Origin of the sequence: Saccharospirillum sp. (assembly GCF_039982735.1) — a bacterium.
In the GTDB taxonomy this organism is placed as follows: domain Bacteria; phylum Pseudomonadota; class Gammaproteobacteria; order Pseudomonadales; family Natronospirillaceae; genus Saccharospirillum.
Genome location: NZ_JBDWXV010000020.1, coordinates 20,930 through 46,628, shown reverse-complemented (window position 1 = coordinate 46,628; position 25,699 = coordinate 20,930). Strand labels below are relative to the sequence as shown.

General features: G+C 58.1%; 21 protein-coding genes. 10 read left to right on the top strand and 11 right to left on the bottom strand.

Annotated elements, in window-relative coordinates:
- Window positions 1-76: 76 nt before the first annotated feature.
- Both ABJT94_RS17350 and ABJT94_RS17345 read right to left on the bottom strand, forming a co-directional pair.
- Window positions 77-283, bottom strand: coding sequence for a cold-shock protein (locus ABJT94_RS17350; RefSeq protein ID WP_028671638.1), 207 nt, complete (start codon window positions 281-283; stop codon window positions 77-79).
- A 356-nt stretch (window positions 284-639) separates the two neighbouring features.
- Entirely contained in the window at window positions 640-1,230 is a 591-nt protein-coding gene (locus ABJT94_RS17345; protein ID WP_348475856.1) for a class I SAM-dependent methyltransferase, read from the bottom strand.
- A 206-nt stretch (window positions 1,231-1,436) separates the two neighbouring features.
- Here ABJT94_RS17345 and ABJT94_RS17340 point away from each other — a divergent pair, with 206 nt between their 5' ends.
- From ABJT94_RS17340 to ABJT94_RS17330, 3 genes are all read left to right on the top strand, one after another.
- Window positions 1,437-3,572 (top strand): hypothetical protein, encoded by a 2,136-nt coding sequence (locus ABJT94_RS17340; protein ID WP_348475857.1) that lies wholly within the window; start codon window positions 1,437-1,439, stop codon window positions 3,570-3,572.
- A gap of 248 nt (window positions 3,573-3,820) precedes the next feature.
- The gene (locus ABJT94_RS17335) at window positions 3,821-5,410 is read left to right on the top strand and encodes a hypothetical protein (protein WP_348475858.1); all 1,590 of its coding nucleotides are present in this window, start codon (window positions 3,821-3,823) and stop codon (window positions 5,408-5,410) included.
- Between the two features lie 153 nt (window positions 5,411-5,563).
- Window positions 5,564-7,456, top strand: coding sequence for a PhoX family phosphatase (locus tag ABJT94_RS17330; protein WP_348475859.1), 1,893 nt, complete (start codon window positions 5,564-5,566; stop codon window positions 7,454-7,456).
- Window positions 7,457-7,503: 47 nt separating this feature from the next.
- Here the strand turns inward: ABJT94_RS17330 and ABJT94_RS17325 are convergent, their stop codons facing one another.
- The 3 genes from ABJT94_RS17325 to ABJT94_RS17315 form a co-directional block, all read right to left on the bottom strand.
- Window positions 7,504-9,447 carry an alkaline phosphatase family protein gene (locus ABJT94_RS17325; protein ID WP_348475860.1) on the bottom strand — a complete coding sequence of 648 codons (1,944 nt, stop codon included), beginning with the start codon at window positions 9,445-9,447 and terminating at the stop codon, window positions 7,504-7,506.
- 88 nt (window positions 9,448-9,535) lie between these two features.
- Window positions 9,536-10,225, bottom strand: coding sequence for a pirin family protein (locus ABJT94_RS17320; protein WP_348475861.1), 690 nt, complete (start codon window positions 10,223-10,225; stop codon window positions 9,536-9,538).
- Window positions 10,226-10,346: 121 nt separating this feature from the next.
- Window positions 10,347-11,114, bottom strand: a complete 768-nt coding sequence (locus ABJT94_RS17315) for an EAL domain-containing protein (RefSeq protein ID WP_348475862.1) — start codon at window positions 11,112-11,114, stop codon at window positions 10,347-10,349.
- 352 nt (window positions 11,115-11,466) lie between these two features.
- Between ABJT94_RS17315 and ABJT94_RS17310 the strand changes: the two genes are divergently transcribed.
- Window positions 11,467-13,137, top strand: a complete 1,671-nt coding sequence (locus tag ABJT94_RS17310; RefSeq protein ID WP_348475863.1) for a methyl-accepting chemotaxis protein — start codon at window positions 11,467-11,469, stop codon at window positions 13,135-13,137.
- Here ABJT94_RS17310 and ABJT94_RS17305 read toward each other — a convergent pair.
- Window positions 13,124-13,819 (bottom strand): dienelactone hydrolase family protein, encoded by a 696-nt coding sequence (locus ABJT94_RS17305; protein WP_348475864.1) that lies wholly within the window; start codon window positions 13,817-13,819, stop codon window positions 13,124-13,126. The genes ABJT94_RS17310 and ABJT94_RS17305 overlap by 14 nt on opposite strands.
- 242 nt (window positions 13,820-14,061) lie before the next feature.
- Here ABJT94_RS17305 and ABJT94_RS17300 point away from each other — a divergent pair, with 242 nt between their 5' ends.
- Window positions 14,062-14,823 carry a dienelactone hydrolase family protein gene (locus tag ABJT94_RS17300; protein WP_348475865.1) on the top strand — a complete coding sequence of 254 codons (762 nt, stop codon included), beginning with the start codon at window positions 14,062-14,064 and terminating at the stop codon, window positions 14,821-14,823.
- A 157-nt stretch (window positions 14,824-14,980) separates the two neighbouring features.
- On the top strand, window positions 14,981-15,940 hold the full coding sequence (locus ABJT94_RS17295) for a hypothetical protein (RefSeq protein ID WP_348475866.1): 960 nt from the start codon (window positions 14,981-14,983) through the stop codon (window positions 15,938-15,940).
- A 416-nt stretch (window positions 15,941-16,356) separates the two neighbouring features.
- Here ABJT94_RS17295 and ahpF read toward each other — a convergent pair whose 3' ends face one another.
- From ahpF to ABJT94_RS17270, 5 genes are all read right to left on the bottom strand, one after another.
- On the bottom strand, window positions 16,357-17,949 hold the full coding sequence (gene ahpF / locus ABJT94_RS17290; RefSeq protein WP_348475867.1) for an alkyl hydroperoxide reductase subunit F: 1,593 nt from the start codon (window positions 17,947-17,949) through the stop codon (window positions 16,357-16,359).
- Between the two features lie 114 nt (window positions 17,950-18,063).
- Entirely contained in the window at window positions 18,064-18,630 is a 567-nt protein-coding gene (gene ahpC, locus ABJT94_RS17285; protein WP_127556810.1) for an alkyl hydroperoxide reductase subunit C, read from the bottom strand.
- 201 nt (window positions 18,631-18,831) lie between these two features.
- A complete protein-coding gene (locus tag ABJT94_RS17280) occupies window positions 18,832-19,497 on the bottom strand; it encodes a glutathione S-transferase (protein WP_348475868.1) in 666 nt (221 codons plus the stop codon).
- Between the two features lie 131 nt (window positions 19,498-19,628).
- Window positions 19,629-20,945 (bottom strand): TolC family outer membrane protein, encoded by a 1,317-nt coding sequence (locus tag ABJT94_RS17275; RefSeq protein WP_348475869.1) that lies wholly within the window; start codon window positions 20,943-20,945, stop codon window positions 19,629-19,631.
- A 141-nt stretch (window positions 20,946-21,086) separates the two neighbouring features.
- Window positions 21,087-21,251 carry a hypothetical protein gene (locus ABJT94_RS17270; protein WP_348475870.1) on the bottom strand — a complete coding sequence of 55 codons (165 nt, stop codon included), beginning with the start codon at window positions 21,249-21,251 and terminating at the stop codon, window positions 21,087-21,089.
- On the opposite strand from ABJT94_RS17270, the gene ABJT94_RS17265 reads away from it, so the two are divergent.
- The 4 genes from ABJT94_RS17265 to parE all read left to right on the top strand — a co-directional run bounded on the left by ABJT94_RS17265 (window position 21,250) and on the right by parE (window position 25,352).
- Window positions 21,250-21,861, top strand: coding sequence for an NUDIX domain-containing protein (locus tag ABJT94_RS17265; RefSeq protein ID WP_348475871.1), 612 nt, complete (start codon window positions 21,250-21,252; stop codon window positions 21,859-21,861). The genes ABJT94_RS17270 and ABJT94_RS17265 overlap by 2 nt on opposite strands.
- 30 nt (window positions 21,862-21,891) lie before the next feature.
- Complete coding sequence (locus tag ABJT94_RS17260; RefSeq protein ID WP_348475872.1) at window positions 21,892-22,350, top strand: DUF1249 domain-containing protein; 459 nt, start codon at window positions 21,892-21,894, stop codon at window positions 22,348-22,350.
- A 113-nt stretch (window positions 22,351-22,463) separates the two neighbouring features.
- The gene (gene cpdA / locus ABJT94_RS17255) at window positions 22,464-23,270 is read left to right on the top strand and encodes a 3',5'-cyclic-AMP phosphodiesterase (RefSeq protein ID WP_348475873.1); all 807 of its coding nucleotides are present in this window, start codon (window positions 22,464-22,466) and stop codon (window positions 23,268-23,270) included.
- A gap of 186 nt (window positions 23,271-23,456) precedes the next feature.
- Window positions 23,457-25,352 (top strand): DNA topoisomerase IV subunit B, encoded by a 1,896-nt coding sequence (gene parE, locus ABJT94_RS17250; RefSeq protein WP_348475874.1) that lies wholly within the window; start codon window positions 23,457-23,459, stop codon window positions 25,350-25,352.
- Window positions 25,353-25,699: the final 347 nt, after the last annotated feature.

Below are 25,699 nucleotides of genomic sequence, written 5' to 3'. Positions count from 1 at the left end.
ACCTGCACGCACAAAAAAAGCCGCTAAACAGCGGCCTTTCTCATACTCATTCAGATACCGAATCAGCGATTCGAACTCAGATCAGTTCGACATCGGAGGCTTGTGGGCCCTTCTGACCGTCGGTAATGGTGAACTGCACTTCCTGGCCTTCTGCCAGGGTGCGGAACCCATCGCCCTTGATGGCACTGAAGTGCACAAAGACGTCTTTGCCGCCTTCAACTTCAATAAAGCCAAAACCTTTGGTTTCGTTGAACCACTTCACCTTGCCGGTTTGTGTCGCCATGTTGTACTCCTGCTTCGGATGCGATTGCAAATAGCCTGCGTCGTGCCGGTTATTCCCGGCCAACGCTGCCGGGTAAAGATCATAACGTCTACTTACGCGCAACCTGTTCAGGAACTGCCTGGTTGTACTTTCCGCGACACATTGATTCATCAATTACGCCTGGCAAGCACATGGTTCATAGCGTCTAACTGGTCTTGCTTATAAGTATTGCGAAAATCTTTAACACCTCTACTTTAGCCCAGCACTTGTGTATGTAAAGTACTTTTTAGGCCAATTTTTCCGGAGATTTCAGGACGATTACAGGCCATCCATGACGATGTAACCCTGTCGCTTTGCGCTCACCAGCATGGCAACCGTCACATCTTGATGCATACAGCCTGAACAACCGCACCCAGGCCGGTGTGTCCTCGCCCTTCATGAATCGGACGGTCCATTTCCTGCAATTGCTCGAACTGAAGCGGTGCCAGTTCCTCCTGCAGTTGCTCGGCGGTCATCATCCACTCGGCGCGGGGCGGTCCGCCGGTTTTAAACAGCAGTTGCTCCGGCCGATAGGCTTCCAGCACAAAGAGCCCGCCGGGCTTGAGCGCATCGAACACTTTCTGGTGCAGTGCCTGGCGCACTTCAGGCGGCAAATGACAAAATATTGAAACAATGCCATCCCATTGCCCGTGGCCGAGATCGAATTCGGCCAGATCAGCGGTTCGCGTCTCAATGGACACCCCCCTTGCCCGTGCAAGGCGTTCAGCCTTGGACAAACCCACGACCGACGCATCCACCGCCACCACGTCTATCCCCTGCTCTGCCAGGTAGACGGCATTGCGTCCCTCACCTTCCGCCAGACAAAGCACCCGGGCGCCACTGGCGAAGAGGTCAGCCTGGGCCTTCAGGTAATCGTTCGGTTCGGTGCCGTAGACATAGTCGTCACCGGCATAGCGTTCATCCCACATTTTTGCGGCCTCTTTCACATTCCTGTTGGCAATGGGGGCATCGATGGCCGGTTCAAGCCGGTAAACGCAGACAGCCGGGAAACGGGCCTGCTACAATCGCCGGTCTAAAAGTTTGTTCAATGGTCTGAGCATTCAGGAATTGAACGGGCTGTCCGGTGCCCTGTTGGGCAGAGCACCCTGTACTTTACTTACCGATGGAGCCTTACATGAAAGGAATGATAACGCGCGTGCTACTGACCCTGGCTGTGGTCACTGCCAGCGTGAGCAGTGCCTACGCTTTTAATCTGTTTGGTCTGTTCTCATCCGACCAGGCCGATAATTCAATCAACACCCTGCTCAGCCATACCCCGGCCGATACCGTACTCTTTGTGGGCGGGCACAATACTCTGGTGGGCCGGGATATCATGGATTCCTGGTCTACGGTCAACCAGTCTGATATCGACGAACTGCAAACCCTACTGGCGGAAATTGGCAGCGACGATAGTCCGGTACTGGGCCTGTTCGAAGCCCTGCTGGTGGATTACACCGCCGCTGCAGGCGGCGGCTACAGCGAACTGATCGCCCATTACGGCCTGCCCGATGAAGGCGCCGGTGCGTTCTATTTGCATGGCGCCATGCCCGTTGCCCGCTTTGCCCTGGATAACCCCGATGCGTTCAATGAAGTCCTGAACCAGGCCATTCTTGAATCCGGTGCTGCACCGGTTATGAAACAGGTAGAAGGGGTCGAAGTCCGCACCTGGCAGCTGACGCCCGAAGGCGACGACGAACGCTTTGATCTGGCCATCGCGGTCGACCAGGGGTTTGCCACCGTTACCCTGCTCAACCATACCGATACCGACGCGATTCAGGCCGAGCGCCTGGGCCTGACCGATCTGTCTGACTCTCTGGCCGACCAGGGCGATTGGGAAGCCCTTGGCGACCAGTACGACTACGATGAAACCTTGCGTGGCTATATCGACCTCGATGGCCTGGCAGCAACCCTGCTGACCGGCACAGAGACCCGCCTGCGACGCGACCTGGAAGCCCTGATCCCGGACGAAATCGAGCGAATGGACACCCAGATGGCCGACAGCCAGTGCGGACCCGAAGGCTATGCACTCGCCCGCCAGGTGCCCCGTTTCGCCTTTGGCAGCGAGGACATCTCGTCGACTTCCGACAGCCTGTCACAACAGGTTGGCATGATTCTCGAACTGACCAACACCGACCTGACCGGTCAACTGAAGCGCCTGCCCGGCAGCCTGCCCGCCTATGCCACCGATGGCAGCGATAAGTTGCTGGCCCTGGCGCTGGGTGTCGATGTCAATGCTCTGGCACCGGTAGCGAGCGCCCTGTGGTCACAACTGCCACAAACGGAATACAAATGCCCGGCACTGCGTGACATGACCGCCGATCTGCGTCAGAACAACCCGGCCATGCTGGGCATGGCGACGGCCATGGCACAGGGCGTCAAGGGTGTCGGTGCCGCGGTTTACGACATCACAGCCAACGACAACAGCCCATTTGGGCTGGCAGGATCGGCCCTGGTTACCCTGAGTGCCGATAACCCGAGCGTACTGGCAGGCCTGATCAGCTCCAGCATCCCTGGCATGGCCGGCGTTACCATTCCCGACGACGGCACCGCCGTGCAGGTTCCGGTACCCATGGCACCGCAGCCTGTATTTGCCGCAATCAAAGGCAAGCACCTGGTGGTATACACCGGTGACGCCGCCAAGGCACCGGCCGATGCAATGGCCAGTGAGCCGCTGAATACTCGCGGCAGCACCGCCATTGCCTTCAACTACGAGCGTTTCGGTGAAGCGGCTCTGGTAGCTCTGGAATCGCCCATGGTTGCCAGCAATGCCCAGGGCATGGCGATGGCGACCGGCAGTTGTGTCGACGCCTACGCGGGCATACTGCAAGCGGCGGCTCTGCCACTGGAAGGCAGCTACCGGGATACCCTCACCGAGCGCGGCTGGGAAGCCAAATTCGAGGTGACACTGGGTGAAATGAACACAGACCTCAGCGTACCGACCGGTACTTTCCAGTCTGAAACCCTCGACTACGACTGCACCTGGTACGATTCTGGCGTTGAAATCATCAACGCCGACGGTACTGGCCAGTTCACCGAAACCGATGACAACGGCCAGTGCGCCCTGTACCAGGCTGATTACACCTGGACTCAGAACGGCAACGTCATGGAGCAAACCACCACAGCGCTGCGCTCGCGCGAAAGCTGCGACACTGCCTGGGAAGACCAGCCGCAGGAGACCTTCACCTGTACACTGCTCGGCAGCCACAACGGCAACCTCTACTGCCAGTATGGCACGGGTATGGATGCCTACCTGATGCGCTACTTCCAGTAACCACAACGCGTTCCAGTCTGGAAAACCCGGTGCCTTCACCGGGTTTTTTTTGGCCGGTCATCTTACCCACACCTTCTGTGGACAAGCCTGTGCACAGCCCCGGGAAAACCGATGCCGGGCCCAGCCCACTGCCGCCGCTTAAAATACGTTAAAAAACAATCAGTTAGTTCATGCACCAAGTCACGAAAATGTCATATTTGAGCACTATCCTCCCGGCTCTTCGCCCATTGGTTGTACGGGAGCACACCATGACCCTCATCGCATCACCTGCCCAACCTGCGTCCAAAAGCAATCTGGTCGGCCTTTTGTGGACATTCCGGCAGCGCCTCGCCGCCAAGCCCCACCAACTCGAAACCGACTTCGAACGCTTGCTGAGCGAACCGGACTACCGCAACGCTCTTTTTGACCGGGCCAGAGCGATGGAGGACCCGGGCATTCAAAATCTGGCGCTTCGACTGGCGCGCACCGAGATGCCTGACTCCCTGCTAGCGGATGCCCGTGAGCAGGGGCTCCTGCCCAGAGCGTTTCAGCCAGTGCTTGCACGCCCCTGGCGGCGTCTGCTGCTGGCGCTGCTGGCGCTTACCCTGGTTGCCACCGGCGTTTACAGCCAATGGGAGCGCCTGCTGGAAACCCTGACCGGGACCGTCGTCGTCGCGACCGATATCGATACCGACACTCGCTGGCATGCCGACCGAACCTATTGGCTGGATTCCGACATCTTCGTACACAACGATGCCGTCTTGCGCATAGCCCCCGGCACGGTAATCAAAGGTCGGCCGGGTTCATCACTCGTGATTGCCCGGGGCAGTCAACTGGTTGCCGAAGGCACCCGGTCAGCACCCATCGTTTTCACCAGTGCCCAGCCCGTCGGGCAGCGCGAACGCGGTGATTGGGGTGGCGTGGTATTGCTCGGGGACGACCGCACCAACGAAGCCTTTGCCCGTGTCGAAGGGGTCGACGTGCGAGATATTCGTGGCCACTTCGGCGGGCAAGAGAGGAATGGCAGCTGCGGTAGCCTGCGCTATGTGCGCATTGAATACGCCGGTTACGAGGCCTTTGTCGACAATGAGCTCAATGGTCTGACCGTCGCCGGGTGCGGCCCGCAAACCACGCTGGAGTACCTGCAGATTCACAAGGCACTGGACGATGGTATCGAATTTTTCGGCGGCTCGGCCAACGTTCGCCACTTACTGATTACCGGTGCCAGAGACGACAGCCTCGACTGGGATCTGGGCTGGAACGGCAAGGTGCAGTTTCTGATCGCTCAACAACACCCCAACTCAGGTGATCGAGCCTTTGAAGGCGACAACTCACCAGAACGCGACAATGCCCGGCCGCGCTCTGAACCACAAATCAGCAACGTCACGTTGGTCGGCACCTCACCGGACCATACCGCCATGGTGCTGCGCAGTGGTACCGCCGGTCAGTTCAGCCGCCTTCTGCTTTCGGGTTACGGCAACAACCCGATCGACTTGCGAGATCCGTTGACCGAGAGCCTGATCAGCCAAGAGGCCCTGAGGTTCGCTCATCTGGCCATCGATGGCGAGTCCGCAGCAACGTCACCCTGGCGTCCGGAAACCGGCGATAGGGATAACGACGCAGGCTTTGCCGAACCGGACTACTTCAACCCGGTCAGCCAGGTTATTCCCGGCTTACTGGGCAACCAGGCCAGCAACCCGGTAGCACCGGACTTCAGACCCCGCCAGCCAACGGGCAGTTCGACCACCTGGCCGGATAACGACCCCTTCTGGGATCAGACCGCCACCTACGCCGGCGCTGTTAACCCGGCCACGACGACCCCCTGGTATCTCGGCTGGACTGACTTCAGTGAGCACTAGACTGAAGACAACCATTGAGCGATCAGGACTCAATTCTGTCATCGAATCGCTATCAAACTGACATCCCGTCGTCACGCCTCTGTCACGTCGGTTGGCAAAACTGTCACACGATTTCCGTGCAGACCAACCGACCTGACAATAAGGACCTGACCCATGTCTAACCACACCCCCGATGCCAGCCTGGAACCAGATTACAACGAAAACCCCGTTGAATTCGATCGGCTGATCAGCAAAGCCATTTCACGTCGCAGCCTGATCAAGATCGGCTCGGCTGCCGGTGCGGCGACCTTCCTCGGTGGCACGTCAAGCCTGGCCATGGCCGTCAGCGAAGCCACCACCCTGATGAGCTTCGACAACATTCCCGCCAGCACCGCTGACACCATTACACTGCCTGCTGGCTACAGCTACGATGTGCTGATGTCCTGGGGCGATCCGGTGCTGGCCGGTGCGCCCAACTTCGCGCGGAACAACGACGCCGATGCTCAGGCTGGCCAGTTTGGCGACAACACCGACGGCATGGAAATGTTTCATCTGACTTACGCCGACGGCAGCGTCAACCCGGACCGGGCTATCCTCGCGGTCAACAACGAATACTACAACGACGAATTCATCTTCGAGCATGGTGAAGCCGCCAAAACCCTGGCCGATGTGCGCAAAGGCATCGCCGCGCACGGTGTCACGCTGGTGGAAATGGAGCGCAAACCTAACGGTCAGTGGGTGTACCTGAAAGACGCTCCCATGAACCGCCGGCTGCACGGGTACGCGGCCTTCGAACTGACCGGTCCCGTCGCCGGTTCCGAGTACGTTAAAACCTCAACCGACCCAAGCGGTCGTCGCGTGCTGGGTACCTTTAACAACTGCGGCTCCGGACGCACCCCCTGGGGCACCTACCTCACCTGTGAAGAAAACTTCAACGGTTATTTTGGCGCACCGGAAGGCACTGAATTGAGCGACGACCAACGCCGCTACGGCCTGAGTGACAGTGGTTTCGGTTACAACTGGTGGCCGCATGAGGAACGCTTTAATCTGGCCAAGGAACCGAACGAAGCAAACCGCTTTGGCTGGGTCGTCGAAATTGATCCGTACAATCCGGACGCACGCCCGAAAAAACGCACCGCCCTCGGCCGTTTCAAACATGAAAATGCCGCCATGACCATCAACCGGGACGGCCGTGCCGTGGTGTATTCTGGAGACGACGAACGCGGTGAGTTTCTGTACAAGTTTGTCTCGCGCGATGCCTACCGACCCAATGACCGCGCCCACAATCTGACCCTGCTGGAACAGGGCACGCTCTATGTCGCCAAATTCCACGATGGGGGTGCCGGTGAATGGATCGAGCTCAGTTACGGCCAGAACGGCCTGAACCAGGCAAACGGTTTTGAAAACGAGGCCGATATTCTGGTGCGGGCCCGCGCCGCAGCGAGCTTTGTCGGCGCGACCACCATGGACCGTCCGGAATGGGTTGCCTGTCACCCCTCTTCACCCATGGTCTTCTGCGCCCTGACCAACAACACACGGCGCGGCACCACCGACCAGCAACCGGTCGGCGGCCCGAACCCGCGTGCCGAAAACCAGTACGGTCAGATCGTGCGCTGGATGCCGGAAAACCGCGATCACGCATCACGCCGCTTTGGCTGGGATCTGTACGCCGTTGCCGGCAACCCGGTGGTTAAAACCGGCGCCTATGCCGGCAGTGAAAACATCACCGCCGACAACATGTTCAACAGCCCGGACGGCCTGGTGTTCGACCGCTTCGGACGGTTGTGGATTCAGACCGATGGTAATTATTCGAATGAAGGCGACTTCGCTGGTCAGGGCAACAACCAAATGCTCTGTGCCGACCCGGTCACCGGCCACATTCGTCGATTCCTGGTTGGCCCTCAGGGCTGTGAAGTCACGGGGCTGACGTTTTCGGACGATCACCGCACCATGCTGGTCGGCATTCAGCACCCGGCCGGTCAGTGGCCCAACGCAGCACGTGACGGCGTTCCCCGGTCGTCCGTGATTGCGGTTCGTCGCAACGATGGCGGCGTTATCGGCGCCTGACCGGCCCTGCGCAACAGCCGGGTCACTGCCTTACCGGCCTGACCCGGCTACTCCCCTCCCTGCTCAGGCTGTCTGAACAGGGTTTCATTGCCTTTCGCATCGAAAATCGACGCCTGCACAATGGCACCCGCCTCATCTATCAGCACCCGCCCCAGTGAACTGCCGTTTACCAGACTCTGGTTCCGGTCTGCATTCGGGTACCGGGTGTCGATCGACATACCACGCCGCTTGGTAAACGCATTCAGGGGAGAGTAGCGTCCATACAACAAGGCGTTGGCCCGGTCGAAACGGTGCAAAAGGGTCGTGGGAAAGCCATTTTTCAGGCCACTGCTCGTGACCTGCTGAATATGCGGACTGCTTTTGCTGTGACGAATGCGAATATCGTACACAAAGGAGTAGTGCACATCACCACTGAGAATGCCGAAATGTACTGGCGTTTTAGCGTGTCGAAAAATATTGAGCATCACATGAGCTGCACCCGGGTGCGCCATCCAGTTTTCAGCATCAACGGTTAATGCCCGCCCAAAAAATGTAAACACGCGTTGCATCGCCTCGATCAGCTTTACACCAAACACCGGTGCGGCCGATACCATCAGTACCGATGGTTGATGGATGAGTTGTTGCTGCAATTCAGTCAGGGCTTCCCAGTCCATCAACCCGGAAGGTCTGTCCGGGTCCGACTCCGAACGCCAACGCTGAGTTCGCGTATCCAGAACAATCAATGGCGGGTGGGTGGGCACCTGGTAATGCCAGTGTTCCCAGTCGAGCACCTGGTCAATTATCCGCTCGTGTTGCTCCGGGTTATAGCCCTGGGCTTTGGCTTCCAGTACCGGTTTGATCTGTTCACGAATCAGCGACGTCAATTGGTCGGGGTCATTGCCCCATGCCTGGCAGAGAGCATACCCCACCAGCGCATTGCCAATAATGCGTCGTGAAAACGGATGACCGTAGGCCGCGGCTTCCCAGCCCCGGGTGAGGTTCCAGTCGTCGGTAATGTCGTGATCATCAAAGATCATGTAACAGGGAAGGTGCGCCAACGCGCGCTGGACCCGCGGCAGATCGGCGACGAAGCCGGCAATAATGCCCGCTTCGCGATCATACTGCTCCTGAAAGTCCGGCGACATGCTGGCCGGTGATGACCGATCAATCAGTGGCCAGAGCCGGTCCGACCAGACCAGGCAATACATGGCCAGCACTTCCGATAAGCCCACCAGATGGTTCTTGGCCGCTACCGAGGTAAAAATAGGCTTGCGCGCTCCGGAAATAAACCGTTTATACAGGGCGCGGTTTTCTTCCGTCTTGGGCAGCAGCGCTTCACGGCAATAGTAAGAAAAGTCAGAGGATTGCAGCGTTTCGCTGTCGTTAATCTCGGCACCCTGCCAGCGTTCCGGCCAAAGACCCAGCAGCTCACTGGTGGCGTGAATGGCGCACAGCATCGGGCCAGCCACATCATCGGCATACACCTGATCGCCGGTCATCAGCAACACATCGGGACGTTGAGCGTCGGCATTGACGAACGCGTCCGCCAACCGGTCGTCCAGTTGAGCCAGGGCATCGTCGCCATCGTAATGCGGTTTCCGGCAAGAGCCGTGCAGTACTTCGCCCAGTGTCTTTTTCAGCCGTAGTTGCGGGCGAGACTGGTTGGGATACAGCAGCGCAGGGGTCAGTTGCATCAGGCGCTGGGTGTGACCGTTCTCAGTCACTACCCAGTCGTACTCGATGAACTCACCGTCGCTTTGCGGCTCATCAAACCGGGCGTCAATCAGCACCACCCAGGCACGCGTGCCGATCCGGACGGTTTCGGCCACCTCGGCCAGGTCAGTGTCCAGCAAAACGGCCTGATCCCTGCTCCGGATCACTTCAAACCGCCCGGCTGGCTCCCGGGTGACGACCATCCAGAGCACACATCGCTCCAGCGTTAGGCGCCGAACCACGGGCCCGGCAACCAACAAGGGGACTGTGACGGACGCTGCTCCGGAAGTATTAGTCAACACCTGTCCTTTGTTGAACGTTTTGAAGTACCTGCCAGCCTACCCCGTGCTGACGCAGGCCTCCAGACCAGCGCTCGTAAACTCTGCGTCAGGGTAAATCAAACACCAGCGCTTCGGCACTTGAATCCCCGGTCAGCGTTATTGATCGGTCATTGAGGGCAATGCCATCACCCGGATTCAGGGTATGTCCCGCCACCTGAATCTGCCCACTGACACTGTGGACATAGAGCTGCTGCCCCTCAGGAACCAGCGTCCACTCTGCGCTACCAGAATCGCTACTGCCCAGGTAACGCCACAACCGGGCGTCCGAATGCACGTGCATTGCGCCAGGCTCCCCGGGATGCAAGATGGCGGTGCCACCGGGACGACGGGCAAAGGCCCGCTGGTCATAGCGAGGCGTTACCTGCATGGCATTGGGCAGCAGCCAGATCTGCAGAAAATGCAGAGGCTCGGTGTCTGATGCATTGTATTCGCTGTGCATCACCCCGGTACCGGCACTCATGATCTGAAAATCACCCGCCGGAATGCGCTTGATGTTGCCCATGCTGTCGCGGTGTTCAATTTCACCTTCAAGCACGTACGACAGTATTTCCATATCGCGATGACCATGAGCACCAAAGCCGGCTCCCGGATCAACCCGGTCGTCATTGATAACGCGCAGCACCGAGACGCCCATGTGGTTCGGGTCGTAATAATTGCCAAAGGAAAAGGAGTGGTGGCTGTCGAGCCAGCCAAATTGGGCGCGACCGCGTTCGGTCGCAGGTCTGACATAGGTCATGGGGGAATCTCCTCACTGTTTGGCACAGACTAAGTCAGATTCACCCGTGCAGATAGCGAGGGTTTCTGCAGTGACTGCTCAAAAAAACTGAACGGCCACGGCTCCCCGGGCCAGGCCGCAGTTAAAGCCCGTGCCAGTCAACTTCGGGCAGGGTTTCAAATCCCGGTTTGGCAAACCAGTACCCCTGAAACAGATCGACGCCCAGGTTCTGCAGAAAGGCAAACTCGCCCTCGCACTCAATACCCTCAGCCAGAGGCCGGCAGCCGATATCACGCAGCATTTGCACGGTAGACCGTACGATGATCTGGCGGGTTCTATCCTGATCGATACCGCGAATGAGCGCCATATCAAGTTTCACGATGTCCGGCTGAACCTTGGCCAGCAAATTCAGCCCGGAATAACCGGAACCGAAATCGTCGAGCGCGGTCAGAAAACCCTGTTTCTGGTAGTAATCGAGGATTGAGACCAGATGATCCTGATCTTCAACCCGTTCCACTTCGGTGATCTCGAACATGATGCGTTCTATCGGAAATTGCGCTTCGTTTGCAGCATTCAGGGTGGTACGAATGCACAGCTCGGGCCGGTAAACGGCATTCGGTAAAAAGTTAATGCTGAGCATGCCTTGCAATTGCAGCCTGGACGCCAGCGTGATGGCTTTTACCCGGCAGGCCTGATCGAAGCGGTAGCGATTGGTGTCATCGATCTTGCTGATGATGCTGTAGGCCGACTCGCCCTTCAAGCCCCGCACCAGGGCTTCGTACCCATAGAGTTCGCGCCGGGATACATCCACCAGCGGCTGGAACGCCATACTGAAATCAAATCCCAACAGGTTGCCATCGCGGCAGGCCTGACAACTCAGTGTTTGAAAATCAACAGGCTGTTCTCTCATTGTCTAACTTTCCGGTCATTTGTCTAAAAAGTCAGGTTAGCAGCCCAACCCGATTCGGTGAAATGCTTTTACAGTGCCCCTGCGCCGGAATGGAAGAAAAAAGGCGCAATGCACCTGACAACGCACCGTTTCAGTGCTTTAATTTGAGAATCAGTAGACATTAAGTGGCGATATCACAGCAAGATCCGGCACGAATTTCGCATAGCAAAGCGTTGGCTACCACCGACGATTCGCTACCGGTTTCGTCAAGTTCTCGCTGGTACAGCCGATACACCACCCAATACCGGGTTGTTGCCATCAAGGAGGAGGCGATCACCAGTCAGCAAACGCCCCAGGGCCAAAGGCATCGCAGATGATCAAACTCTCGCTTACTTACAAAATCAGCCTACTGGTCAGTGCGCTTATTTTGGCACTGATACTGCTCGCCGGGCTCTTTGTCACCAGCTTCAGCGGCATTATTGCCAACAGCCAGACCGACGCCCAGTTGCGACGCCTGGAGAGCCAACTGGTTGAAAACTGGCAAACCCTAAACCGACAATACGCCGACACCTCAGACCTAGGGCCGCGCTATTTTGCCGATGCCATTCCACTGGCCGAGCTGGAAGCATCGGTGCAAGCCACGCAAGCCACTCAAACCCGCCTGCTTGAGGCCACCCAAAACCTTGATCCGGCGCTCATTGAAAGCTGGAATAACGTACTGGTTCCCATCACCGACCTGCCCCTCCAAGACCTGATGAGCACCCTGCAAGAGCGCCAGGCGAACCTGGGGGCGGCCTTCAACGAAGCGGCCGAGGTCTGGATCACCAAGGGCGGCTTCAATGTGCGGCGTGCGGCAGAAACGGCACTGGAAGAACGTACCCAGCCCGTTGAAGAAAGCATTGACCTGTTTACCGAGCACTACAACACCCTGGTCAGCACCCGATCCAACGATTTGATCGAATCGCAGCAAAGCACCGTGCAAAACCTGGTCATTGGCTTGACGCTGATCATACTACTGGCCGTTGCCGTGGCGTTTTTCGTGCTGCGCAAACTCAAGCGCGACCTGCATTCGGTGGTCGATATTACCCGCCAACTCGCCAGTGGCGACCTGACCGGCGTTATCGATGCCCGTGAACAGGGCGATGAAGTCGATGAGGTAAAACTGGCTGTTAGCCAGATGAACACCAAACTCAACGAGATTTTCACCTCGGTGGTGGAGCTTTCCGAACACCTGGGCACTTCGGCCGGCAGTATTATGGAAGACACCGAAGCCCGCTTTAAAGACGCGGAAAACCAGCAGGAGAAAATGCAGCATCTGGCCCACGCCATTGGTGAACTGCAAACCGCCTCGCAGCAGGTTTCCGAAGCGGCGGTCGAATCGCTTAACGTGTCCGAAAGTGCAAACGAAGCCGCCGCCCAGGGCAACGACACCGTGACCCAGACCATTACCGCCATTCAGAAACTGGCCGGTGACATCGAACAATCGGTGGAGGTGATCAAAAAACTCGACGGCCAGGCAGAAAACATCACCACCATTATTACCTCGATTCAGGCCATTGCCGAGCAGACCAACCTGCTCGCGCTTAATGCTGCCATCGAAGCCGCCCGCGCCGGTGAACAGGGCCGCGGCTTTGCCGTCGTCGCTGACGAAGTGCGCCAACTCGCGCACCGCACCCAGCAGTCGACCGAGGAAATTCAGCAAACACTGGAAGAGCTGCGCCAGGGTACCCAGGCTGCTGTGAGCGTCATCAATGACAGCCACGACCAGTCAATCGCGTCGGTCGACAAAGTCAGCGAGGCCGGTGAGGCCATTCAACGCTTTGTCGTCGCCGTCGAAAAAATTCGCGACTGGACCCTGCAAACCTCAGCCGCCGCCGAGGAGCAAAACGTCACCCTCAGCACCCTGTCGGACACCGTCAACGACGTGAACCAGATCACCGAAGACAACACCCGCCGCGCTCAGGTATCGGTCGGTTCAACCGAATCGCTGAATCAGCTGAGCAAGGACCTGCTGCACTCGGTGTCGTACTTTAAACTGAAGTAGCCCCCAGTACTTTCTGCAACCAGGCTGAGATCGTATTGATCTCGGCCGCATTCACGCTGTGCTCCATTGGGTAGGTCTGGTATTCGGGCGAATACCCGTTTTCGGTCAGCGCCGTGACAGCCTGGCGACCCAGCACTTCGGGCACAACCGGATCCATCACCCCGTGACACACAAGTATGGGTAATGCCTGGTTCGCCACCGATCGTTTGACGGTCTTTTGCGTCGCGAAATAGGTCGATAGCGCCATCAGACCGCCCAAAGGCTCGGCGTGCCGCAGAGCGCATTCGTAGGCCACGGCTCCGCCCTGGGAAAACCCCGCCACGATGATGCGCCGGCTGTCGATGCCGCGACTGCGTTCACGCGCTATAAACGCATCGATTGCCGAGGCAGAGGCTTCCAGCTGTGGCGTATCGACCTTACGGTCGATCGACATTTCCAGAATGTCGTACCAGGCGGGCATCACAAAGCCGCCGTTAATGGTCACCGGAATTTGGGGCGCGTGCGGAAAGATAAACCGCACCGACATCGATGCTGGTAACTGCAGTTCTGGAACAATGGGTTCGAAATCGTGACCGTCGGCTCCCAGACCGTGTAACCAGATAACGGTCGCATCCGGCTGATCGCCCGTTTCCACTTCCAGTGCCGGTAACAGCTTGGCTGCCTGTTCAGGTGAAGATGCCATCTCACTGAGCCTCAATCGATTATTCATGTAGGTACAGAGTATACCGGCTTGTCTCACGCCTCGCAGTGCCTCCGGGCATTCCTGTACTACCCTGAGTGCAACCTGACCGCCCGAATCGGTCCAGTATGGCAGCCTGGCCGTAAGTAAGCGTACGCGGTCGGACGGTCTTAGCCTGACAGTGCACCAGGACCGGGCCGGTCACTCTTCACACTTCAGTAACCACAACAAAGAGAGGAAGCGATATGAAACTGCACCACAGTCTCGCCACCCTGGTGGGTACGGCTCTGTTTACGCTGTCGGCCCAGGCCGAGGTGATGGGCCAGGCCCATACCTACAGCGTCGATGGCATGGAATTCGAAGGCTATGTGGCTCACAACAGCAATCTGGATGAATCTCTTGGCACCGTGCTGATCATTCACGACTGGGATGGCGTAACCGACTACGAAAAACGCCGGGCCGAAATGCTCGCCGCTCAGGGTTACACCGCCTTTGCCATCGATGTATACGGCGCTGGCCGCAACCCGACCTCGATGGAAGAAAACCAGCAACGCTCGGGCGAAATGTATGCCGACCGGGCAGAATTCCAAAAACGCCTGCAGGGCGCTCTGGCAGAGGCCGAGTGGATTCCCGGTGCCACTGACGACATCGTGGTCATCGGCTATTGCTTCGGCGGTGCCGGCGTTCTGGAACTGGCGCGCACCGGAGCGGAAACCGAAGGCTTTGTGTCGTTTCACGGCGGCCTTAACCTGCCCGATGGCCAGAACTACAGCCAGGTTGCTGCCCCGGTGATGGTACAGCATGGCTCAGCCGACCCGGTGTCGGGCATGGCCGATGTGGCGGCCCTGCTCGACAATCTGCAGGCCGCAGGCGTTGAGCATTCTGCTCAGATTCACGGCGGTGCACGCCATTCCTTTACGGTTTTTGGCAGTGGCGATTACGATCTGAACGCCGATCGGGCTTCCTGGGAAGCGCTGCAGGATTTTCTCGCTGCCCGTCTGGATTGAACCCGGCTATCGAACCGAACGCCTGCCACCCGGCAGGTGTTCGAACGCCCTTATGACTTTGCTGTACGCCCCGCCTGACTGAACTTTTCATTGCCAGAGTGTCAATCTGGCGAGATACCCGCTATATTTCCGTAATAATAAAAACCCCAGTTGTCCCATGAACGCACCTGCACTCTATGCCGCGGTAGACCTCGGCTCGAACAGCTTCCATCTGGTTATCATGAAATCGGATGGACACTCGCTGCAATCGGTGGATTGCAAACGCCAACTGGTGCGCCTCGCTGCGGGCGTCGACATCAGCACCGGCCGTCTCAACCGGGATACCAAAACCCGGGCGTTGCGCTGTCTGACTCAATTCAGCAATACCCTCAAAAACCTGCCCGATGTTCAGGTCACCGCCGTTGGCACCAGTGCCTTTCGCCACCTCAGTGGCGACCCCCAGTTCATTAAGCGGGCCGAGTCGGCCCTGGGCCAACCCATACGAATTCTCAGCGGCGAAGACGAGGCCCACTACATATATCGTGGTGTCTCTCAGGGGCAACCCGAACAGGACCGACGTTTCGTGCTGGACATTGGCGGTGGCAGTACGGAACTGATCGTCGGCCACGGCAGAAAGCCGGAAGTGGTGGCCAGCCTTGAGCTCGGCTGCGTCACGCTGACGTCCCGCTTTCTGGATCACGACCGGCTGGACCCCAAACACTTGGCGGCCTGCGAGGCTTACGTCGATGACCAAATTGCCGCCATCAAACCCCGCTTCGAGGGTCACGACTGGACCGATGTGATGGGATCATCCGGCAGCATCAAGGCGATAAGCTGGGCACTCAGCAATCTTGGGCTGACCCGCGACGGCAGCATAAGCCGGGCACAACTCGACCGGCTGCACCCGGTGCTGACCCAGGCCGACAGTCAACATCAGTTATCACAACTACTCGAACTGAACCCACGCCGAATTGCCGTCTTCGCCGCCGGCTATGTGATTCTGCACCGGGTTTTCCATGCCTTCGAGATCGACAGCATGCGACTGTCGTTCAAAGCCATTCGCGAAGGGCTGATCGACGAGATGATTCGCGATGAACTGATGACCCAGCCGATCATTTCATCCGAGTCCCAAACCTAAAAAACCCGCCTCGGCGGGTTTTTAAATTCAAGTTCCGGAGTTCGGGTTGCCTGAGAGGCATTGGTCCGCGCCGGGCACCGGGTATACCCCTGTGGGGTCGGCGTAGATCTATCCATGGCGGTCCGACGTCTCGGGCCTAGACCGCAGCATCCCTGCTGCGGACTACCCCACAGGGGTACACCCGGTACCCGGCGCTAATTTTCTCGGCGAACTCCGAAACTTGAGAGGCTGCTTTTAGATTAGCGGCAGCAAGCAACTGAGTGTCAGGTGCCGGGTGTACCTATCTGGGGAAGTCTGAAGCATGGATGCTTCAGTCTAGGCCCCATGGATGGGTTCACGCCGACCCCAGATAGGTGCACCCGGTGCCCGACACGGATTCCTGGCACCAGAGTAACCCAAACTCCGAAGTTTGTGGCTTAGGCTGGTTCCGCCACCTCAACCTTTTCTTCGACTGTCGCTGCGGGGACATCCGAACGAATCAGGTGATCGAAAGCGCTCAGGGCAGCGGTGGCACCGGCACCCATTGAAATCACGATTTGCTTGTATGGCACTGTGGTGGCATCGCCTGCGGCGAAGACGCCAGGCACAGACGTTTCGCCACGCGCGTCGATTTCAATTTCACCGAAGCGGGTCAACGCCAGGTCGCTGTCTTTGAGCCATTCTGTGTTGGGCACCAGGCCGATCTGAACAAAAACACCGGCCAGTTCGACAGAGTGCGAATTGCCACTCGCGCGGTCAGTATACTTCAGCGAAGTCACGGTCTTGCCATTGCCGACCACTTCAGTGGTCTGGGCATTGGTGATGATGGTGATGTTGCTCATCGACCGTGCTTTACGCTGCAGCACGTCATCGGCGCGCAGTGTGTCGGCAAATTCCAGTACGGTCACGTGGCTGACAATACCTGCCAGATCAATCGCCGCTTCGATGCCGGAGTTGCCACCACCAATGACGGCAACGTGTTTGCCCTTGTAGAAGGGGCCGTCGCAATGCGGGCAATAGGCCACGCCCTTGTTACGGTATTCGGCTTCGCCCGGCACGCCCAGTTCGCGCCAGCGAGCACCCGGGGCCAGAATCACAGAGCGGCTCGACAATGTGGCCCCGCTTTCCAGCGCAAGTTGCAACTGGCCATCTCTTTTCAGTTCAGCGGCGCGCTGCCCGGTGATCAGGTCAACGCCATACTCTTTCACGTGCTGTTCTAGACCGGCAGTCAGTTTCGGACCTTCGGTGTAAGGCACTGAAATGAAGTTTTCGATGCCGACGGTATCCATAACCTGGCCGCCAAACTTCTCAGCCACCAGCCCGGTACGGATACCCTTGCGTGCGGCATAAATCGCGGCAGCTGCGCCTGCGGGGCCACCGCCAACAATCAGGACGTCGTAGGGGTCACGCTCGTTCAGTGCTTCGGCCTGACGCTCGGCGGCGCCGGTGTCGAGCTTGGCGACGATGTCAGTCAGTGTCATCCGGCCCTGGCCAAAGTGTTCGCCATTCAGATAGACAGAAGGCACGGCCATGATCTGGCGCTGGTCGACTTCGTCCTGAAACAGGGCACCGTCGATCATTTCGTGGGTGATGTTCGGGTTCAGCGTCGCCATCAGGTTCAGGGCCTGAACCACATCGGGGCAGTTCTGGCACGACAGCGATATGTAGGTTTCAAAATGGAACTCACCGGTCAGTGCACGTACCTGGTCGAGCACCTCTGGATCGGCTTTCGACGGGTGACCTCCGGCTTGCAACAAGGCGAGCACCAGGGAGGTGAATTCGTGGCCCATGGGAATGCCGGCAAAGCTCACCCGGGGGGTTTCGCCCGCGGCGGCAATCGCCATGCTCGGTGTCCGCTGGCCGGTGAACTGGCCGCGACTGATGTTACCGGAAAGATCTATGATCTCCGTGGCAAGCGCGTCCAGTTCTTTGGATTTGGCAGTATCATCGGTGGACACACTGACTTCGATTGGGGTCACAATCTTTTGCAGGTAGGTGTCCAATTGCTGTTTTAACGTGGCGTCCAACATCGGTGTGTCCTGTGTGTCTGGAAAAGCGGAATACGGGGCGGGTGCGCGATAAAAAAAGGGGCGAACCCGCCCCCTCATGAAGGTCGATCTGGTTATTCAGCCAATAGGCTGTGTTTAGATCTTGCCTACCAGGTCCAGTGACGGAGCCAGAGTTTCTTCACCTTCTTTCCACTTGGCCGGGCATACTTCGCCGGGGTGGGCAGCGATGTACTGGGCCGCTTTGATCTTGCGCAGCAGTTCATTGGCGTCGCGGCCAATACCGCCGTCGGTGATCTCAACCACACGGATGATACCTTCCGGGTCGATCACGAACGTAGCACGATCGGCAATGCCGTCTTCTTCGATCATGACGTTCAGGCTGCGTGTCAGCTTGCCCGTCGGATCCGCAATCATCGGATACTGGATCTTGTTGATGGTTTCTGACGAATCGTGCCAGGCTTTGTGGGTGAAGTGAGTGTCGGTAGACACCGAGTACACTTCGACGCCGCGCTTCTGGAACTCGTCATAGTTGTCGGCCAGGTCACCCAGTTCAGTCGGGCATACAAAGGTAAAGTCGGCCGGGTAGAAGAACAGTACCGCCCACTTGCCTTTCAGGGTCGCTTCGGTAACTTCAACGAATTCACCGTTGTGAAATGCCTGGGCGGTAAACGGGGCCAATTCGGAATTGATGTAACGTGCCATGTGTAAAGACTCCCTAGTCTGTGAAGGTAACGGTTAGAAACATGTCGGCGATGCGTCGACTACGAGGGCCATGTTATGGGTATTCTGGTAACGAAGAAATCGACTTATAGCAATCAACGTCATAGCGTGAACCAATCAACAATTAAAAAGTGATTGATTTTGATGCAAGCCCCCTGCGGCAGCACGATTTCGGTGCAGTGCTCACAAGGTAACCGGGCCACCCTTGTTGATAGCCACCCGATACGCCGGGCGCGCCCGCAACCGTTCCAGATAGGCCGACAACGCCGGATAGGCATCGCCCAACCCATAGCGACCGGCTGCCGCTTCCAAGGGGTAGCTGAGCTGAATATCAGCACCGGTAAAGCGATCGGCAACCAGCCAGTCACGCTTCTGCAAGTGATCGTTCAAGACCTTGAGCTGGGTGTCCACCTGGGGCTGGATGTAACTGCCAATTACTCGGCGGGTGATGTTTTTCGCCACTGGTTTGGCAAAAAACGGCATGCGGGATTTGGGCACCCGTCGAAACACCAGCGTCATCACCAGCAAAGGCATTAGTGTGCCCTCCGCATAATGCAGCCAGTAAAGGTAATCGGCCCGGGCGGGATCGGCCGCTGGTACGGATAGCGCCTTCTCCGGATGTTGCTCCGTCAGCCATTCAAGAATGGCACCGGACTCCGCCAGGGTCATATCGCTCGTGGTAATCACCGGCGACTTACCGAGCGGATGCACGGCTTTCAACTCAGCCGGAGCCAGCATGGTCTTGGGATTGCGCTGGTAGGTCTTTAGCTCGTACTCCAGCCCCAATTCTTCAAGCAACCACAGCACCCGGTGCGAGCGCGATTTTTCCAGGTGATGAACCGTCAACATAATTCAGGGACTCCTGCCTGATACAATCTAAACACAAAAAAGCCAGCAAACGCTGGCTGGCTTAACAACGGTATTCTGTGCCGGAATTGAGTGGATGGTAAAAAAGGCCAATCAAAAAACCACGATCTGCCTTAAAAACTAACCAGATAAGACTCGATTTGTTCCAGATCACTCACCGACAACTGACCTGCCGACTGCTTCAATAGTAACCCACTGATCACATAATCGTAACGGGCATTGGCGAAATCCTGCCGGGCTGCAAACACAGCCTGCTGGGCGTTCAGAACTTCAACAATGTTCCGCGTTCCGACTTCGTAGCCTACCTCAGTCGCTTGCAAAGCGCTCTCGCGGGATTCCACGACGCGCGCCTGGGCATCGATATTCTGCGCCGCTGTGCGTAACTGCCGGTAATAGGTGCCCACCTGAATGCGGGTATTGCGCTTCAGTTGTTCAAGGCGCTGTTCCGCTATGTTGTTTTGCAAACCGGTTGATACGATCTGTGCCGATGTAGCGCCACCGGTGTACAGCGGAACCGACAGCGACAGGCCGATTGAACTGCCCAGCCGGTCGTCAAAATCGACGCCATCACTGGCGTTGTCCTGATAATTGACCGATGCACTGGCACTGAGCACGGGCAAGCGGTTATTGCGCCGCGCTTGCAGCTCACGTTCGCCGGATTCGAGGCCTTTCTGGGCCGCAAGAATGCTGGGGTGATTGTCCAGGGCGTAATCGATCCAGCGATCCTGACCATTCTCGACCGGCATACTAATCGGCAGGCGGGTACCAATGGCCATGACGGACTCCGGCACTTCACCGGTTAATACCGAGAGGTTCTGCAGGGCGATGTCGTATTCGCTATTGGCGCTGATCAGGGCCACACGGGATTGATCAAGCGTTGCCTGGGCGTCCAACACATCCGTCACAGTGACCAGACCGACTTCATAGCGTTGCTCGGTTTGTTCAGCCTGGCGCTCCACGGCGCGCAGTTGCGTCTGGGCTGAATCGAGGCCTTCTTTGGCGCGCAACACACTGATGTAAGCCTCAGCCACGCGCACAATCAATGACTGCTGGGCCGCAATGGTCTCAATTTCAACGCTCGATGCATTCAACTTCAGGGCTTCATAGGCGTCTATTGCCGCCAGCGCAAAGATATTCTGGGTTGCCGTTACCCGGGCACTGAGGCTCTGGCCATTGTCGAAATCGGGGCCAATGCCATTACCGGGGGTGCTCGATACGGTGTAACCCGCCGAGGCATTAACGCTCGGCAACAGTTCGCTGAAGCCCGAGTCTACCTGCACGGCCGATACGCGCTGGTTGAGCGACTGAATCGCCAGTTCCGGGTCGTTCTCGAGCGCTTGCTGATAGACATCCATCAGCGACACCTCAGCCCAGGCTCCGGCGGAAGCCAGCGCCAGGGTGATGCTTGCTACAAATCGATTCACTGCCATTGTTCCTGTCTCTTGGTTATACGTTTGTCGGCGAACCGGGTGATAGCCGGTACACCGCGGTGACGGGCACTGTTCTGGTATCGAACCGCCATTATGCCGCCTGGGGCGCAGGTTTACAGTCATCGGCCCGGGCTTTACGGATTATTGCACCAGTGTGACCCGAATCACCCCCAACCAGAAGCCCCAAAAGTCACCATCGCCCCGGGCAGCCAACTCGACGCCGGTGCTGACTGTGCCATACTGTCGCGCCATACCCGTGCCGACCCAACCGGCCTGAATCACGACGCTGACCCAGAGGATGCCCATGAGCCGCGACACCCTGACGTTCCACCACACCATTGACCAGGTTGAGCATCTTTACGAAGGCTTCTACCGCATGGACCGCTACACTCTGACTCACCAGACATTCGCGGGCCAATCCCTGACCATACAGCGCGAACTGATGGACCGTCACGATGCGGTGTGCGTGCTGCCACTGGATCTGGCCACCGACCATGTGGTGCTGGTCGAGCAGTTTCGGGTCGGCGCCCTGCGCCTGGCCAACCCCTGGTTACTGGAGCTGGTAGCCGGGCTGATCGATAAAGACGAGATTCCCGAACAGGTTGCCCGCCGCGAAGCCCAGGAAGAAGCCGGGGTTGAACTGGGTCGGCTGCACCCCATCACCCAATATCTGCCCTCGCCGGGCGGCACCAATGAACGGGTGTTTCTGTTCGTTGGCGAAGTCGACAGCCTGGGGGTCGGCGGCATTCATGGCCTCGACGAGGAAGGGGAAGACATACGCGTCCACCGGGTGCCGCTGGAACAAGCCTTCGCCTGGTGTAAAGACGGCACCATCAACAATGCCGCCAGCCTGATCGCCCTGCAGTGGGTGCAACTGAACCTGACCTGGCTGAAAGACCACTGGTCCGCTCAATGAAACCTGTATCACCCGGAGGCCATTGCCACCTTGATCAATAAACGCTACATCCCGGATTTGCCGGAGCAAAATGCCCTGTCCGAGGCCAACTTTCTGCGCCTGGAACGGCTGCTCGGTGATATGAGCAAAAGCCACTACGCCTTTCAATGGGGCGGCGGCAAGGGGCAGACACCGGTGCGCGTGCAAATTGATGTGCAGGAGCGATTCAAATTCACCACCACCCTCACCCTGAGCAAAGACAACCCAGCCCTGCCCGAACCGCTCAATCAGGTGCAGCTGACGCTGCGCATGTACCACGATGCGCGAATGGCTGAAGTCGTCACCTGGGCCAAGGGCAAGCAGATGTCCGGCGTTTACCCCTACCCGAATGACCAGATGTACCAGATCGATGAAAAAGCCCAGGCAAACCTGTACCTGGGCGAATGGCTGGCGCACCTGATGCAGCACGGCGTTACCGAAGATCGCTGGCAGCCTGCGTCGCCGGAGTAATAGGCCCAAAACCACTCATTGATGAGAGCCAGGTCGCGAAATGCACAGGGCGTGTTACATTTAGCCCAGACTTTGTGTAAAAATGGATTTATAACCGTTGACTGCGGATTGACATGTTGAAACAGCAGACAGTACGTGTGGTGCAAATCACCGATAGCCATCTTCATGCCAGCCAGGAAGGCACTCTGCTGGGCATGAACACCCTGAACAGCCTGGACCTGGTGCTTGATCGGGTGGTTGCGGAGCGCCCTGAGATCGACGTTGTGCTTGCCACCGGCGACATCGCTCAGGATGGGTCCGTCGGCGCCTACACCACCTTCATCGGGCGGATGGATCGCCTCGGCGCACCCGTTTTCTGGACCGCAGGCAACCACGACGACCGCGAGCACATGAGCCAGGCCCTGGCGCTGACCGGCCGGCCGTCCATGGCCCGCAGCGTCTTTACCACAGACGACTGGGTCATCGTACTGCTCGACAGCACCGTGCCCGGCAAGGTCTACGGCCACCTCGCCGCAGACCAGCTTGCCCTGCTCGACCGCGCCCTGACCCAGCACAGCGACAAACACGCCCTTGTGACCTTTCACCACCACCCCAAATCCATGGGCAGCCGCTGGATCGACAAAATCGGCATTCACAACGAAGCTGAGCTGATGGCGGTGCTTGGCCGCCACACTAACGTACGCGCCCTGCTCTGGGGCCATGTGCATCAGAGCAGCGACGAAGTGCACAATGGCCTCCGGTATATTTCAACACCCTCGACCTGCGTTCAGTTCGAACCGAAAAGCAAGGACTTTTCGATCGACACCGAGGGACCCGGCTACCGCTGGCTCGACCTGCACGCCGATGGCCGCATAGACACCGGCCTCACTCGCGTTGAAGGCGTCGACTTCGAGATCGACTACTCCGTCAAAGGCTACTGACCGGCCCGGTATTGCCGGTCTGTAGCCTGCCTGGCAGCGGTTTGGTCCATGCCCGCTGTGCGGGCAATGCCCCCTGGCACTCGACGCCAGTGCCGCTTAGCCAGTATCCTAACCCCATTCTTCAGCCTTTCCTGGCTGACTTTCAGCAAGCACCTTGCGAGACAGATTGATGAGGCACTCCCGAGCATGAGTCAGAGCAATTATTCGGCCGACGCCATTGAAGTCCTGAGCGGCCTTGACCCGGTGCGCAAGCGCCCCGGCATGTATACCGACACCACCCGCCCCAACCACCTGGCCCAGGAAGTCATCGACAACAGCGTCGACGAAGCCATCGGCGGCTATGCCACCAGCATGGAAGTGGTGCTGTACAAGGACGGCTCTTTGTCGGTCGCCGATAACGGACGCGGCATGCCGGTGGATATTCACCCCGAACACGGCGTACCCGGCATTGAACTGATAATGACCCGGCTGCACGCCGGGGGTAAGTTCTCTGGCAAGAACTATCAGTTCTCGGGCGGTTTGCACGGCGTGGGTATCTCGGTGGTTAACGCCCTGTCGACGCTGCTGGAAGTCTCGGTAAAACGCGACGGCAAACTCTACCGCATGGGCTTCGCCAACGGCGACAAAGCCTCCGAGCTTGAAGAGATTGGCAATTGTGCCAAGCGCGACACCGGCACCACCGTGCGCTTCATGCCCGACCCCAAATACTTTGACAGCGGCAAATTCCTCGCCAGCCGTTTGCGCCATGTACTGCGCGCCAAAGCAGTGCTGTGCCCCGGCCTTAACGTCACCTTTTACAACGAAGAAAAAGACGAAACCGACACCTGGCACTACGCCGACGGTCTGCGCGATTACCTGCACAACGCCACCGTGGTCTACGACCCCATTCCCGCCGAACCCTTTACCGGCGCGTTCAGCAGTGAAGACGAAGCGGTCGACTGGGCCGTACAGTGGCTGCCCGAAGGCGGCGAAGGCGTACAGGAAAGTTACGTCAACCTGATCCCGACTGCCCTCGGCGGTACCCATGTCAACGGCCTGCGTCAGGGCCTGCTCGACGCCCTACGGGACTTCTGTGAATACCGCAACCTGCTACCGCGAGGCGTTAAACTGAGCCCGGAAGACGTCTGGGACAAATGCCACTACGTGCTGTCGTTCAAATTGCGCGATCCACAGTTCTCTGGCCAAACCAAAGAGCGGCTGTCGTCACGCCAGGCTTCAGCCTTTATTTCCGGCGTGGTTAAAGATGCCTTCAGCCTCTGGCTGAACCAGCACACCGACATCGCCGAACAGATCGCCGAACTGGTGGTCAGCAACGCCCAAAGCCGCCTGAAGCAGGCCAAGAAAGTCGCCCGCAAGAAAGTCACCCAGGGCCCGGCTCTGCCCGGCAAACTGGCCGACTGTTCCGGCAGCGAAACCAGCCGCAGCGAACTGTTTCTGGTAGAGGGTGATTCCGCTGGCGGCTCCGCCAAACAGGCCCGCGACCGCACCTTCCAGGCAATCATGCCGCTGCGAGGCAAGATTCTAAACAGCTGGGAAGTCGCCAGCGATGAATTGCTGGCCAGCGAAGAAATCCACAACATCGCCATTGCCCTGGGCGTCGACCCGGATACCGACAACCTCGAAGGCCTGCGCTACGGCAAGGTCTGCATCCTGGCCGACGCCGACTCGGACGGCCTGCACATATGCACCCTGCTCTGCGCCCTGTTCATGCGCCACTTCCGCGCTCTGGTCGACAACGGCCACGTCTACGTCGCCATGCCACCGCTGTACCGGATCGACATCGGCAAGGAAATTTATTACGCCCTGGATAACGACGAGCGCGACGGCATCATCGACCGCATCAAGGCCGAGAAAAAACGCGGCAAAGTTCAGGTCACCCGCTTCAAGGGCCTGGGTGAAATGAACCCGCTGCAACTGCGCGAAACCACCATGGACCCGAACACCCGGAGACTGGTGCAACTGCGCATCGACGACCACGACGTCGCCGTTGAGATGATGGACATGTTACTGGCTAAAAAGCGCTCCGGTGACCGTAAGAACTGGTTGGAATCCAAGGGTAATCTGGCTGACATCGCCGTTTGACGGCTACTCCGGCTTGAGTGCCTTGAGTACGCGTTCCCGACCGGGTATCCCTGTCCGGGGTCGGCGTGAATCTATCCATGGCGGTCCGACGCTTCGGGCCTAGACCGGATGATATGAATCCCCTCCATGGGATTCACCCATACGGGCTCGCTTCGCTCATGCTAAAACGCTCCTGGCGTTTTAGTCCATGTTGCGGACTACCCCAGACAGGGACACCCAATCGCCAACGCTCGCTCAGCATCGATTTTTAGATTGCATCCAAAGGCTATAGGTTTACCAACTATTAAATGCCCACATCAAAGGTATCTCGGCATGTGTGGTCTATCGTTCAAAACCGGAGATCTCAT

Coding starts and splice junctions, on each gene's coding strand:
- ABJT94_RS17335 (WP_348475858.1), top strand. CDS start 3,821: ATGACCCTCATCGCATCACCTGCCCAACCTGCGTCCAAAAGCAATCTG.
- ahpF (WP_348475867.1), bottom strand. CDS start 17,949: ATGTTGGACGCCACGTTAAAACAGCAATTGGACACCTACCTGCAAAAG.
- cpdA (WP_348475873.1), top strand. CDS start 22,464: ATGTTGAAACAGCAGACAGTACGTGTGGTGCAAATCACCGATAGCCAT.
- ABJT94_RS17265 (WP_348475871.1), top strand. CDS start 21,250: ATGAGCCGCGACACCCTGACGTTCCACCACACCATTGACCAGGTTGAG.
- ABJT94_RS17275 (WP_348475869.1), bottom strand. CDS start 20,945: ATGGCAGTGAATCGATTTGTAGCAAGCATCACCCTGGCGCTGGCTTCC.
- ABJT94_RS17315 (WP_348475862.1), bottom strand. CDS start 11,114: ATGAGAGAACAGCCTGTTGATTTTCAAACACTGAGTTGTCAGGCCTGC.
- ABJT94_RS17295 (WP_348475866.1), top strand. CDS start 14,981: ATGAACGCACCTGCACTCTATGCCGCGGTAGACCTCGGCTCGAACAGC.
- ABJT94_RS17305 (WP_348475864.1), bottom strand. CDS start 13,819: ATGGCATCTTCACCTGAACAGGCAGCCAAGCTGTTACCGGCACTGGAA.
- ABJT94_RS17330 (WP_348475859.1), top strand. CDS start 5,564: ATGTCTAACCACACCCCCGATGCCAGCCTGGAACCAGATTACAACGAA.
- ahpC (WP_127556810.1), bottom strand. CDS start 18,630: ATGGCACGTTACATCAATTCCGAATTGGCCCCGTTTACCGCCCAGGCA.
- ABJT94_RS17350 (WP_028671638.1), bottom strand. CDS start 283: ATGGCGACACAAACCGGCAAGGTGAAGTGGTTCAACGAAACCAAAGGT.
- ABJT94_RS17340 (WP_348475857.1), top strand. CDS start 1,437: ATGAAAGGAATGATAACGCGCGTGCTACTGACCCTGGCTGTGGTCACT.
- ABJT94_RS17310 (WP_348475863.1), top strand. CDS start 11,467: ATGATCAAACTCTCGCTTACTTACAAAATCAGCCTACTGGTCAGTGCG.
- ABJT94_RS17300 (WP_348475865.1), top strand. CDS start 14,062: ATGAAACTGCACCACAGTCTCGCCACCCTGGTGGGTACGGCTCTGTTT.
- ABJT94_RS17280 (WP_348475868.1), bottom strand. CDS start 19,497: ATGTTGACGGTTCATCACCTGGAAAAATCGCGCTCGCACCGGGTGCTG.
- parE (WP_348475874.1), top strand. CDS start 23,457: ATGAGTCAGAGCAATTATTCGGCCGACGCCATTGAAGTCCTGAGCGGC.
- ABJT94_RS17320 (WP_348475861.1), bottom strand. CDS start 10,225: ATGACCTATGTCAGACCTGCGACCGAACGCGGTCGCGCCCAATTTGGC.
- ABJT94_RS17345 (WP_348475856.1), bottom strand. CDS start 1,230: ATGTGGGATGAACGCTATGCCGGTGACGACTATGTCTACGGCACCGAA.
- ABJT94_RS17270 (WP_348475870.1), bottom strand. CDS start 21,251: ATGGGCATCCTCTGGGTCAGCGTCGTGATTCAGGCCGGTTGGGTCGGC.